The following is a 12,450-nucleotide window of genomic DNA, read 5'->3' on the forward strand; positions in this document are numbered from 1 at the left end:
AAAGGGTGGATTTGAACCACAGATTGCACAGATTTGCACAGAGAACAAGAGAAATCACGAGAATCTGTGAAAATCTGTGTAATCTGTGGTATAATCCTTCCACTGATTTTAGGAAAGAATTCCTAATGAGTTATTTATTTGAGGAACAAACTTATCAGATAATTGGGGCGGCGCAAGAAGTGCATCGGGAGTTGGGACCCGGCTTCTTAGAGATTGTTTATAAAGATGCCTTAGAAATCGAGTTTCAACAGCGAGATATTCCTTATATTCGAGAAGCTCCGATTCCCATCTATTATAAAGGAATCCCTTTAATCCGAACCTTTAAAGCCGATTTCCTCTGCTATGACCAAATCATCATCGAAGCCAAAGCCGTTCAAACTTTAAACAACAATTTCCAAGCCCAAGTCATCAACTACCTAAAAGGCACTCACCTCCGCCTCGGACTCCTGCTCAACTTCGGCGAACCCAGCCTAAAAATCAAACGCCTCATCCTCTAACCCCTCCCACTCCGTGTCCCTCTCCCCATCTGTGAAAATCAGTGTAATCAGTGGTTAATAATCAGTGGTTACGATCTAGACCTTAGTCGAATAGACCCGAGTCCACCTTTCATGAAATACTAGACAAAATACTCTATCAATGCGATCGGCAGGCTCAACTATGGCAACCGGACGGCACATTCAGAAGAAAGGACCATCCAACGCTACACCGACTCCTGCCACGGGGATGTTCCAACCCCGTCCCTTTGCCCAAACCCCTAAATTGAAATCCACAACAACATCAGAACTTCAAACGAAAGTGGAATTGGGGGAAAATAGCAGTCGCCTGTCCCGCATGGAAATCTCTCAACCCTCCAACCTCCAACCCAAACTGGCGATCGGCGCACCGGATGATAAATACGAGCAAGAAGCCGACTCCATTGCTCGCCAAGTGGTCAAGCATATTAGTTCACCTACATCCCCGGATGCCAATGGCGCTGATGCAGCCGTGCAACGTCAACTGTTTCCGACTCCCTCAATAATGAGACTGACGGTGCAACGCCGGGAAGCCACAGAAACTGGAGAAGCTTCCTCAGACTTGGAAAGCAGCATCAGCCAAGCCAAAGGCAGTGGTACGCCTCTGGGGGAACCGATTCGTCGCCAGATGGAGGGGGCATTTGGGGCGGATTTTAGCGGCGTTAAAGTCCATACCGATAATACTGCTGACACCCTCAACCGTTCCTTAAGCGCTCGTGCTTTTACGACTGGAAATAATATCTTTTTTAAACAAGGGGAATATAATCCAGAAAGTTCAGGTGGGCAAGAATTATTAGCCCACGAGTTGACTCACGTGGTTCAACAGAAAAGCTCTCCTAGCATTCAATGCAAACTCACCCCAGAGCAGATTAAACACGCCAACCGGATTCGTAAAGCCAGAGGTCTTAAACTCCTGCCTGTAGAAGACGTAGAGCAATTCAATACTGTTGACGAAGCGATCGATCTAGACTCGGCTGCTAACCCACAAGCTGCTAACCCGATATCGGATGCGATACCGCAAGATTCTCAATCTCAAGTTGACCAAAATGATGGATCGGCTGAAACAATTCTGAAAGAATTGAAAAGTTGGGATAAAGTCAAAGCCGAATTTAGTGGCGATGCCTCAACTATGCAGCAATTTTTCGATTTCCGCAAACAGTATGTAGACGGCTTAATCAGCGTTCTTCGCCATACCTATCCCGGCTTAATTGCTAAATCAGTAGGCAGCCAAGATTTAACCTCAGATTACGACATCACAATCTCTACACCGGATTCGGGGAACGATGTGGAAGCGATTAAATGGTTTAATGCTGAAGTTCGCAATGAATTTGGCGTCGAACCGGGCACCTTGTTTGATACGAATTTATACGCCAAAGATTACCTCAAAGTTGAAGAAAACATTGATGATTCGGCAAAGACAGAACAAAACCCAGATACCGATTTGGCTCAACCCGGAGGGGGATTTGGTGGAATGGGGCATCTCTCCCAAGACGTTGCGGCTTTAGTCAAACAACGCCGCTATATGAAGCAAGTGGAATGGGACCGCTACGTTGATAGTGTGGTTCAGAGTATTGATGACCCAGAACAACAAGCGTTAATTCGCCATCAGTACGAAGAAGCCGATTCTGTTTATCAGATTTTCGCCCATGAATTGCTGGGTGAGGTCGAGAAAGAATTGAGCGCATCAGAGTTAGAGCATATCGAAAACCACGCCAGTTTGGGCAAAGAGGAGGAGGAAGCTCTTAAAAATGAGCCGGATCCAGCGGTAAGAGAAATGCTTCGCAAACAGTTATTAAATCCCGATAAGTTACAGGCGATCGCTCACGATGAGTCGGATTTAGTTCTGAAGAAAAGTAATGAACTTTATCTGGAACGAATGAGGAAAGTGCGTCAAATTCAAGCCACCATCCGAGAATTAGGGGATGGCTCACCTGAAAAGGTTGAAGCACTCAAGGCGCAAGTCAAACAGCTTTTAGGAGAAGCTTGCTTTTTTGCCGCCGAAGCCTATCACAGTGAAGGTGCGGTTAAACATATTGTGGCTGGGGTACAGGGAGCAAAGGATCCGACTAAAAAAGCAGAGATTATGAATTCTCTGAATCCCGAACATTACTTGCAATCGTTTAACGAACAACTAGGAGATTTCTTGAAGGATTTGAGCCATTACGCTGGACAAAATTCGGGTAAAATTTTCTACCGTTCGTCTAAATATCTTTATCGCTTGTTCTTGGCAGTAGCAGAGTTGCGTCAGTATAAGCTTCCTCATTTAGAGAGTTTAAACATAGAGCAGCAACATGAAGCGGCTGATAAAATTGCTGCTAAAATAGATGAGAAGTTGGTAGCCATTCGCAAAGGCAAGAAACCCAAAGAGAATGCTTCGGAAACGGAAAAAAATGAAGCAGCGATTGCAGCAATGCAGGGAATTCTGAATGTGAATAATCCAGACGAACTGAAGACCAAAATTTTAAAAATGGCACAGGAATTTAATAGCAAGGTTCGCAGCCAAAGCACCGAACTGTTGGCTCCCGATCGCAATACATCGAAAACCTATTTCCAGAATATTTAATAAGAGGTTATAGCGGTAAGCTTCGAGAAACTTTGCACGTAAAGCTGTCGGCAGAGAACGAAAAACCTGCCGATATTGGAAAGCGCAGAACATCTAGCGAGTGCGATCGCTTTTACTTGCGATCGCCTACCCCGCTAACACCACTTCAGACAAGGTCTCGATCTACACCTTCGCCCCACAAGGTTTCGGCGCATCGGGTCGATACACCACTCGGCATGGCTCCAAGACTTCCGCTTCCAACCCATACCGATTGCTGCTAAGAACTTGGGCAAAAATAATTGCGATCGCCCAATCCCTTTGGCTCGATTCATTGTCGAGAAAAAATGTAGGGGTTTGGTTGCCCTTTCCCTATAAATGCTGATAGGTGCAATTTATTTTGCATGACTACTTAATCTTGGCGATCGCTCCCAACCCCTCGGGCCAAACTTAGACTTTGGTCCAATGGACGCGATCGCACTTCTGTGGGATAATAAACTATTAGATGCGATTTCGGAGGCTAAATTATGGCAAGCGGACAGCACCTTCAAGCAAAAGGACGCTCGAAGCCTACACCAACCAGTGCAACTGGAATGTTCCAACCCCGTCCTTTTGCCGAACCTGCTATACCGAAATCCGCAACAACATCAGAACTTCAAACCAAAGTAGAATTGGGGGAAAATAGCGATCGCCTGTCTCGCATCGAAATTTCTCCAGCCTCCACCCACCAACCGAAATTTGCGATCGCCACACCGGGAGCAATAGGACTGACACTGCAACGTCAGAAAGCCACAGAAGCAGGAGAAGCGTCCCCCGATTTAGAAAGCAGCATCAGCCAAGCTAAAAGTGGAGGAATGCCCTTGGGCGAACCGATTCGTCGTCAAATGGAGGGGGCATTTGGAGCGAACTTCAGTGGGGTCAAAGTCCATACCGACAATACCGCCGATACCCTCAACCGTTCCTTGAGCGCTCGTGCTTTTACCACCGGAAACAATATCTTTTTTAAGCGGGGAGAATACAATCCCGGGAGTTCCAGCGGCAAGGAATTATTAGCTCACGAACTGACCCACACGCTCCAACAGGGGGCAGTGCAGCGTCAAACCTCCTTCCCACAGCCGGCTCCAGTCAATACGCTCCAGAACAAGAGTGAAGTCGAATTCCCCGAATGGAAACCAGCCAAGAGTTTCGGGAACTCCCAGGGAGAGCAACAGAACCTTCAAACTAAATTAAGTGTCGGCGCACCTAACGACAAATACGAGCAAGAAGCCGATCGCGTTGCCCGGGATGTGGTGCAACGAATTAATGCTCCGATTCCAGATCCCCCGCCCTCTGACGAAACAGTATGCACAGAGAGTGCAGAACAAGTACAGCGCACTCTCGCACCGGATGAAGAAGCCGAATTTAAAAAGATTCTCGATCTGGAGAAGAAGGAAGCAGAAGTCCAACTCAAGCGGGATGATACTCTTCAGCGATCGCCCGATCCCTCGCTCCAATTGGCTCCTCAACACTCAACCCCTTCCCTGGGTAACCTCATTCAACGTCAGGGAAAATCAACCCTGACACCGGATAAAGGTGACGGGGAAGATATCACGGTGGTCACCCGAAAAGGGACATGGTTGGGTGGAGCAAAACTCACCGACAAGGAAAAGACAGATTTGAAAGCTTATGTGAAAACGGCAAGAGAATATGGAGCAGCGGCGGTCAGAAGCATTACGAGATTAGAGACCGAATTTTCAACAACATCGTGGGCAGAAATTGATGATGATATCAAAGACAACTTTGTGGGTAATTTTTCAGGATATGAGGAGGATCCAGAGAAGCTTCGCTCGTTAATCAATCAGGCAAAACAAGCCATGACTCGAACCAATACCGGGTTGAGCCAACCGCTAAAAATTGTCGAAAAACACAAAGCTGTAGCCCCTACGTTGAAAGGATATGTTAAGTTCCCCGTGGCAGATGACAAAGGAGGCTTAAAATCTGTGCCAAGCTCAAAAATGACCCAAGCGGATGCTGACGCTCAAATCGAGTTGCCCTTCCTTGATGAACGAACCCGTCCTGGCAGTATCCATTTGCAGTTTGGAAAGTTCTTGACGAAGAAAAAGGACGCTCCTCATGTTATCTACCACGAAGCCACTCATAAGTTTGCCAGCACTGACGATGAGGCTGGCTATGATAACCGTCTAGCTGTACTGGGACAACCGCCAGAAAAGACGATTAAGAATGCGGATTGCTATGCTTGGTATGCCGCTAATGCCGAATAACAAACACGAATAGCCAGATCTACTTATCGGAACGATCGCAGATTGATAGAGTAAAAATGCGCTCATTCTGCGATCGCTCCCCTATCTGGGTTCCGAGTCAATCTAGACTTTCGTCCAATAGATTTCGATCGCGCCTTTGTGGGAAAATCGGACATTAAATAAGCTCTAAGAGGCTAAATTATGGCAACCGGACAGCACCTTCAAGCAAAAGGACGCTCGAGGCCTACACCGACAAGTGCCAGTGGGATATTCCAACCTCGTCCCTTTGCCGAACCCCCCAACCTTGAGTCCGCAACAACACCAGAACTTCAAACCAAAGTAGAATTGGGGGAAAACAGCGATCGCCTGTCTCGCATCAAAATCTCTCAACCCTCTAGGGAGCATCCCGATTTTGTAAATAGGGAAAAGTATGATATAATTTAAAACTTTTTAGTCTCTCCCCATATTGTAGAATTGCAAAAGTTAGCGACTCCCTAACTAAACCCGCTTATCAAAGTATTTAAAATTAGAACAATTATTCAGTAATTCTGTCGGATGCCTGAACTTTATAATAAGTTATTTAAGTAGGCACACCTCAAATTAAGCATTTGATTAATATTTTCCGTAGACCACTGCGCACCTGAAATTTTTAATCGTCTGTCAATTTGTTTAACTGTTGATTCAACGGCCCCCGACCCAATGGAGCAAATATTTTCTGAAGATAAAATCTGATAATTTACAATTCGCTCTTGATGTTTAGTTAGGTATTTACAGAAATTAGCAGCTTGGCGACGACGGTTGGATTCAAACAACTTAATTGTCTCTTCTACCCGACCCTCCCATAAAAAGTTTTCGGCTTTTTCTAGTTGTTTGTTAGACCCTCCTATTTTGTACAAATTTTCCACTAAATGATACCAATCTAAAATTTCTCGTCGTTGGCCTTTGGGATTGATTTGAGCAATAATATTCCAGATTCCATCATGTCCATCTCCTAGACAGGTTAAGAGGGGATTTAGGGGCTGACGATTTACATAATTAATCAAGCTCTCATTCTCCTGAAAATATGCGGCATATAAACTGGAGTGAAGCCTCACGGCTTTATAATCAAGCCACACAGAGCCTTCACCCTGTGGCCCTCTAACACGGACTTTCCCTCCATCTACGCTAATTTCTTTTACTAATGTCGGACTGGATTGTTCGGACCACTCTTGCTTGATTGCTCGGTTATGTAAAGAAGTATGACCTATCTTGATTCCAGTCTGGACTTCCACTTCTTTACCTGCTTGCTCAAAAGATAAATTCGCACTCATTCTCAAACAACATTTCTCAAGAAGTGGTGCTAATCTAGTCGATTTCTTGACCTTTAATTTTTCGGCTTGCTTTTCGGTAATTTTTAAGGGTCCGATACAGCTTTTTACGGTTCGGGAGCGTCCTTTATCTGTTCCCGTTGCTGTTTTAATAAAAAAAAACCGATATTGGGTCCGATTACCTCTAACCATTGTTGTCTAAGATGCTGTTCAATGGTGCCTAAGTTCTCCAAAGCCTCCAGTGGGGTATTTCTATATAAAATCTGGGCCATTTCATCACTCAGCTCTTTTAAACGTTCAACTTCTTCACGATTCATGAGCGGTTTCCACAAAACATTTTCCCTATTATAAGTATTTTTTGTTATCTCGGTGCTTAAATCTTACAGAAAATTAGTCCGGGCCTCCATCACAGTTTTTGATGGGCCAGTTGCGTTCAAAAAAACTTAATATTTTACCACACCTTCGCCTATTTACAAAATCGGGATGCTCCCACCCTCTACGATTCAACCGAAACTGACCATCGGCTCACCCAACGATCGATACGAACAACAAGCCGATACCGTAGCGCGAAAAGTGGTTAAGCAAATCAGTGCGCCCGCATCCTCGCAGCCGAATAGTAGTGGAGCGGTGCAGCGTCAAGCTTTTCCCAAACCTTCGATAATGAGACTGACGGTGCAACGCGAAGAAGCCATAGACGGGGGAGCGGCTTCGTCTGACTTGGAAAGCAGCATCAGCCAAGCCAAAACAGGGGGAATGCCCTTGGGCGAACCGATTCGTCGCCAGATGGAGGGGGCATTTGGAGCGAACTTCAGTGGGGTCAAAGTCCATACCGACAATACCGCCGATACCCTCAACCGTTCCTTGAGCGCTCGTGCTTTTACCACCGGAAACAATATCTTTTTTAAGCGCGGAGAATACAATCCCGGGAGTTCCAGCGGCAAGGAATTATTAGCCCACGAACTGACCCACACGATCCAACAGGGGGCAGTGCAGCGTCAAACCTCCTTCCCACAGCCGGCTCCAGTCAATACGCTACAGAACAAAAGTGAAGTGCAATTTCCCGAATGGAAACCAGCAAGGAGTTTCGGGAACTCCCTGATGCAGCAACAGACAGAGCAAGTACAGCGGACTCTAGCACCGGATGAAGAAGCAGAATTTAAAAAGTTTATCGATCTCACGAAAGAAGAAGAAAAAGAAGAGGACTCAGGTGATGATACCATTCAGCGATCGCCCGATCCCTCGATCCAATTAACCCCTCAACCCTCAACTCCTTCCTTGGGTAACGTCATTCAACGTCAGGGAAAATCAACCCTGACACCGGATAAAGGTGACGGGAAAGATATCACGGTTGTCACCCGGAAAGGGACATGGTTGGGTGGGGCATCACTCACCGACAAGCAAAAGACACAGTTAAAAGCTCATGTGAAAACGGCAAGAGAATATGGAGCAGCGGCGATCACAAGCATTACCGCATTAAAGACCGCATTTTCAACACAACCGTGGGAAGAGATTGATGAAGATCTCACAGACAACTTTGCGGGTAATTTTTCAGGCTTTGAGACCGATCCAGACAAGCTTAACTCGTTAATCGATACGGCGAAACAAGTCATGACTCGAACCAATGCCGGGTTGAGCCAACCGCTAAAAATTGTCGAAAACCACGAAAGATCAGCCGATACGACGAAAGGATATGTTAAATGGCCTGTGAAAGCCGATGAAGCAGGGGGCTTAAAATCGGTGTCAGAAGCAAAAGCAACCGCAGCGGATAAGGCAGATCAAATCGACATTCCCTTCCTCGATGAACGAATCCGTCCTGGCAGTATCCATCTACAGTTTGGAGCATACTTGTCTCAGTCACGGAAGGCTCCTCAAACTATCTACCACGAAGCCACTCATAAATTTACCAGCACTAATGATGACGCTGGCTATGGCAACCGTCTAGCCATACAGGGAACTCCGCCAGAAAAGGCTATTAAGAATGCTGATTGCTATGCTTGGTATGCCGCTCGATGTGAATAACAAACATGAGTAGCGGGATATATATTGGGACGATCGCAGATTGATAGAGTAAAAATGCGCTCATTCTGCGATCGCTCCCCAATCTGAGAAACCTTCCCGCATTATGAGACAATAAATCCGACAACTCCCATCCAGGAGCAAACGTCTGACTCGATCGCTGGAAACTCCCAATAACTTAGCGACTTCTTTGGTTCCAACTAGCATGACAAGAACTAAAATCAGAGTGTAATAGTTTATTTTGGCAGTTCTCGGCTAAGTTGTCTAGCCTTTTAGCGGCGATTTGGGACCCTAAGCGATCGCCTCCCCATCTTCTACCCAGGTCCCCTCAAAAAGGGCGACTGCTCAGGCTCCCATCCCTGCCCCAACCCCGGTCAATTTTGGCTATTTCTCAGTCTTTTGGAAGATGAATGACGATTTCACCGATGCCACACTAGAACGATAATTTCTCAATACTTTGGGAGAGCCTACCTATGGCTACAGGAGAACGCATTCAAAAGAAATGGCCTAACCCTGCACCCACTCCCAGGGTGAGGCCGTTGGGGTTACAGACTCCTAGGGAAGTGCCGAAACTCCAACCCCAAGTTCAGGAAACCCCGGGCAGCCGCAGTATGCCCAGCTATAGCGCAGGCGATCGCCTCTCTCGCATTGACTTTTCGGCTCAGTTCCCGATTCAACCTAAACTAATCACCGGCGCACCCCAGGATAAATACGAGCAAGAAGCCGACTACCAGGAGGCGAAGGTGTCCCAGAAGATAGGCTCCCCCGACGCATCCATTCAAAGTAAACTGTTCTCCTCACCCCAGATCCAGCGGAAGATTCAAGCGCAGGAACAGAGCTTTACTACTGTCTCTTTGCAAACCAAGCCCTTGACTATTCAACGGGATAACGGCGATCGCACGGATACCCAGCCGGAAATTAAATCCGAAGATATCGAATATGAAATCATCGGTCACCGTTTCGCCTATCAAGGAGACACCCTCCCGGCTGCGGCAGGAGATTGGCTGGCAACCCGAGGCTACCAGCGAAACTGGACTCTGACCATTCGGGGTGAAGGCTTTTTCATGGGATTACTCATGCCAGTAGAGACGGGAGGCCGAACTCCCATTCTGGCTTTTAAAGGAACAACCCCGGATTGGGTGGATGTCTCCGATATCCTGGCTGACCTCGATCCAGTCGCCATTGGTTTCACGGCCTTCAAAAGACAGCAGAAAAAAGTCGCTGAGGCGATCGCGACTGCTGGTGGCAAAGTGGATGTGGTGGGTCACAGTCTGGGCGGTGCCCTGGCTCAACACGCCGCTTCTGCCTTCCCTAATAAAGTTCGTCGCGTTGTTACCTTTCAAGCCCCTGCCATCAATCGTATCCAATCCTATATGTTTGGCAAGTTAGATGCCAGTGAACGTCCCGAAGAAGTTCGGCATCACATCGCCACCGGGGATATCGTAGATGTTGCCGGGGGTAAGCATCTGGCTGGAGATGTGCTACTACACCAAGTCGGCAGCAGTCCGACATCCCATACTAAATATTTACTCAATAGCGATGCCTTTAAAGACCAGCGCGATGCCCTGGGATTAACCGATGAGATGTTGGAAGAATTAGGCGTTGCAGAACATAAAGCTAACCATAAGGGCAAAGTAGAGGAGTTTGAGGAATATCCCTATTGGTTCCGCCAAATTTTAACGGAATGGGGCGGCAGAACGATATTGGGTGCTGTGCCAGGTGTTTTACTCAGTGCCTACCGAGGGGCGCAGAAGATCGGGCGTGGCGTTGCTACGGGTGCTTCTTATGTGGGGGATAAAATTGCTAGTGGGGCTTCTAGCATTTATGATTCGACGCGAAATTTGTTGAAAAATCTGTTTTAATCGCTCATGCAGCCATCACCCAGGATTCAGTTGACCCACTATTACAGTAAAGAAACAGGTGTTTCCCTAGAACTACCCGAGGATTGGCACGAAGGGGAAAGCAACGGGGGACGGGTGAGCTATGGCTGTGCATCGGAGGGCCAATATCATCCCCAACTTTTAATTCAACGGGTTCCCTTGTCTGCTTGGGAACGGGTGTCCGATGGGTGCGATCGCCTCGCGGAAGAACTGTTGCAGTTGTACCCTTCACCCCTAGAAATTGGCGATCGCCATCCCCTGACTGTTGATAATTTTCCGGCGAGACTGGATATTTTTAGCTTCTATGACCCGGAATTTAACATCCAGGTGACTCACTATCAAGTTTGTATTCAACTGCCGGATGCCCTTTACAGCCTGGTCGGAATCGTCGAGAGACAGTCTGCCGAGTCATTACTGCCTGTTTTTGAGCAAGCCGTCGGCTCAATTCGATTTATTGGAATGGGACTGGGCAGAACAGCCTTAATCAGTGACCCATTGACGCGGATTAGTTATTTTAATCCAGGATTGTGCGTATCGATTTTAATCCCTGCTTCCTGGTCAGTACAAGAACTCCAGGAGAATCAATTTCAGGCGATCGCTCCATTGGTTCCAGAATTTGATGGATATCACCCTCGCATCAGTTGTACCCGCACAATTGCCACAAATCAGACTCCAGCCGGTATGGAGGAAGCGATTCGCAAGTCCGAGGCAACCCACCGTCTCCTGTATTTTGACTATGAAATTCTGAAACAAGAGCGGTTTTCTCTAGGACCGCATCCGGCTTATCTGCGCCAGATGCAATGGTCCTATCAAGGAACGGATATTTATTTGGTGAATGTCCAAGGCTTAATTTGGGCTGCCAGCAGCGCTTATGCGTTCAAGGCGGAAACCTTGCAGCAATATGAATCTAGGGATGTTCCGAGATTTGAGGCGATCGTCAAATCGACTCGGATAATTCCTGCCTCTTGTCCAGATGTCTGACCCAACCTTAGAGGATGCAAGAAATCTACGGTTGGGCAATCTGCTGGATAGGAAGCCGCTATTGTAATCGTTGATTCAAGAGTGGTAGTTCACGAAACGGCTTGGATATCAATGCCACACTCATCCACAAGATAGCACAGGGCCCGGAATCTCAGCCCCATCAGTTGCTCATAGAAGGGATTGAGCTTACATAGGGGGGGGATGTGGAGAATGACACGACCCCCGATTTTGATATCTCGGGCGAAGGGACATTGAGCGGGAATCAATTTGTAAAGGAGTCGAGCAACATCTGGATCTCGGATTTCAATCTGATCCAGCCGTTGACGCATGGGTTGGGAGAGAGTAAACAAGAATTTCCTCATAACAGCACCTCTGGGAAAGCGATCGATGTTCGGTTGGGTTATAAACGTTTCCTATAACTCAAGGTACAACACTTAAGCAAAACTTGTGTAAAGAAATTGTAAAGCCTCTCCGCCTATTGTGAAGTTTGTGTGAAGCGTGCGGAAAATCTGCCTGCTGATGCTGGCTGCTTCAACTAGATTGAGATATGCGATCGCCTACAGCAGACGATGCTAACGCCATACTGCTGAGGCAACCCACGCTGCTCTTCACCTGTCTATATCCCCCAGATGCGTTAGGGAAGGTATCCGTTGGCGAAGCCTTTCCGAAGGAAATAGGGCTTTACTTCGAGTTGTCAATTGATAGCTCAAGTTAATCTTTGGGGGTAAAATTATAATAGACTTCTTGCAAAATAATTTTATGCTATGATTAAAAGTCTTGCTTAATTTGAACGAATGGCCGGTTATAGCTAATTCTCACGACCTTTTGCTAAAAAACACATAAAATGCTAAAAATGTATTTTGCAGTTTCACAATAGGGGATTGCAAAATATAAATCCTCCAAACGCGCAACTGAAAGTAAGGTATGTGTAGGGGCGCAATGCTTGCGCCCCAGGGGCGCAAGCATTGCGCCCCT

The 12,450-nt window shown here is 46.9% G+C and carries 9 protein-coding genes; 7 read left to right on the forward strand and 2 right to left on the reverse strand.

The features are described 5' to 3' along the window. The first annotated feature begins 125 nt into the window (after positions 1 to 125). From NG833_RS11495 to NG833_RS11510, 4 genes are all read left to right on the forward strand, one after another. Entirely contained in the window at positions 126 to 497 is a 372-nt protein-coding gene (locus NG833_RS11495; protein ID WP_254565428.1) for a GxxExxY protein, read from the forward strand. Positions 498 to 657: 160 nt separating this feature from the next. After that, on the forward strand, positions 658 to 3,075 hold the full coding sequence (locus tag NG833_RS11500; RefSeq protein ID WP_254565429.1) for a DUF4157 domain-containing protein: 2,418 nt from the start codon (positions 658 to 660) through the stop codon (positions 3,073 to 3,075). 503 nt (positions 3,076 to 3,578) lie between these two features. Then, entirely contained in the window at positions 3,579 to 5,312 is a 1,734-nt protein-coding gene (locus NG833_RS11505; protein WP_254565430.1) for a DUF4157 domain-containing protein, read from the forward strand. 180 nt (positions 5,313 to 5,492) lie between these two features. Continuing rightward, entirely contained in the window at positions 5,493 to 5,735 is a 243-nt protein-coding gene (locus NG833_RS11510) for a hypothetical protein (protein ID WP_254565431.1), read from the forward strand. Positions 5,736 to 5,857: 122 nt separating this feature from the next. On the opposite strand, the gene NG833_RS11515 is transcribed toward NG833_RS11510, so the two are convergent. Continuing rightward, positions 5,858 to 6,915, reverse strand: a protein-coding gene (locus tag NG833_RS11515; RefSeq protein ID WP_254565432.1) for an ISKra4 family transposase whose coding sequence is annotated in 2 segments (ribosomal slippage) — positions 5,858 to 6,759 and positions 6,759 to 6,915 — 1,059 coding nt in all. Because the reading frame shifts where the segments join, the coding sequence is not laid out codon by codon here. Between the two features lie 166 nt (positions 6,916 to 7,081). Here NG833_RS11515 and NG833_RS11520 point away from each other — a divergent pair. The 3 genes from NG833_RS11520 (at position 7,082) to NG833_RS11530 (ending at position 11,475) form a co-directional block, all read left to right on the forward strand. Next, complete coding sequence (locus tag NG833_RS11520; protein ID WP_254565433.1) at positions 7,082 to 8,617, forward strand: DUF4157 domain-containing protein; 1,536 nt, start codon at positions 7,082 to 7,084, stop codon at positions 8,615 to 8,617. 470 nt (positions 8,618 to 9,087) lie between these two features. Continuing rightward, complete coding sequence (locus NG833_RS11525; RefSeq protein WP_254565434.1) at positions 9,088 to 10,476, forward strand: alpha/beta fold hydrolase; 1,389 nt, start codon at positions 9,088 to 9,090, stop codon at positions 10,474 to 10,476. A gap of 6 nt (positions 10,477 to 10,482) precedes the next feature. After that, positions 10,483 to 11,475, forward strand: a complete 993-nt coding sequence (locus NG833_RS11530; RefSeq protein WP_254565435.1) for a hypothetical protein — start codon at positions 10,483 to 10,485, stop codon at positions 11,473 to 11,475. 89 nt (positions 11,476 to 11,564) lie between these two features. Here the strand turns inward: NG833_RS11530 and NG833_RS11535 are convergent, their stop codons facing one another. After that, complete coding sequence (locus NG833_RS11535) at positions 11,565 to 11,837, reverse strand: Mo-dependent nitrogenase C-terminal domain-containing protein (RefSeq protein ID WP_254565436.1); 273 nt, start codon at positions 11,835 to 11,837, stop codon at positions 11,565 to 11,567. Between the last annotated feature and the right edge of the window lie 613 nt (positions 11,838 to 12,450).

The organism is Oscillatoria sp. HE19RPO, from assembly GCF_024220515.1.
GTDB lineage: Bacteria > Cyanobacteriota > Cyanobacteriia > Cyanobacteriales > Laspinemataceae > Laspinema.

Excerpts from the sequence above, each read along its gene's own strand:
- NG833_RS11495 (WP_254565428.1), top strand. The coding sequence starts at position 126 with ATGAGTTATTTATTTGAGGAACAAACTTATCAGATAATTGGGGCGGCG.
- NG833_RS11500 (WP_254565429.1), top strand. The coding sequence starts at position 658 with ATGGCAACCGGACGGCACATTCAGAAGAAAGGACCATCCAACGCTACA.
- NG833_RS11505 (WP_254565430.1), top strand. The coding sequence starts at position 3,579 with ATGGCAAGCGGACAGCACCTTCAAGCAAAAGGACGCTCGAAGCCTACA.
- NG833_RS11510 (WP_254565431.1), top strand. The coding sequence starts at position 5,493 with ATGGCAACCGGACAGCACCTTCAAGCAAAAGGACGCTCGAGGCCTACA.
- NG833_RS11520 (WP_254565433.1), top strand. The coding sequence starts at position 7,082 with ATGCTCCCACCCTCTACGATTCAACCGAAACTGACCATCGGCTCACCC.
- NG833_RS11525 (WP_254565434.1), top strand. The coding sequence starts at position 9,088 with ATGGCTACAGGAGAACGCATTCAAAAGAAATGGCCTAACCCTGCACCC.
- NG833_RS11530 (WP_254565435.1), top strand. The coding sequence starts at position 10,483 with ATGCAGCCATCACCCAGGATTCAGTTGACCCACTATTACAGTAAAGAA.
- NG833_RS11535 (WP_254565436.1), bottom strand. The coding sequence starts at position 11,837 with ATGAGGAAATTCTTGTTTACTCTCTCCCAACCCATGCGTCAACGGCTG.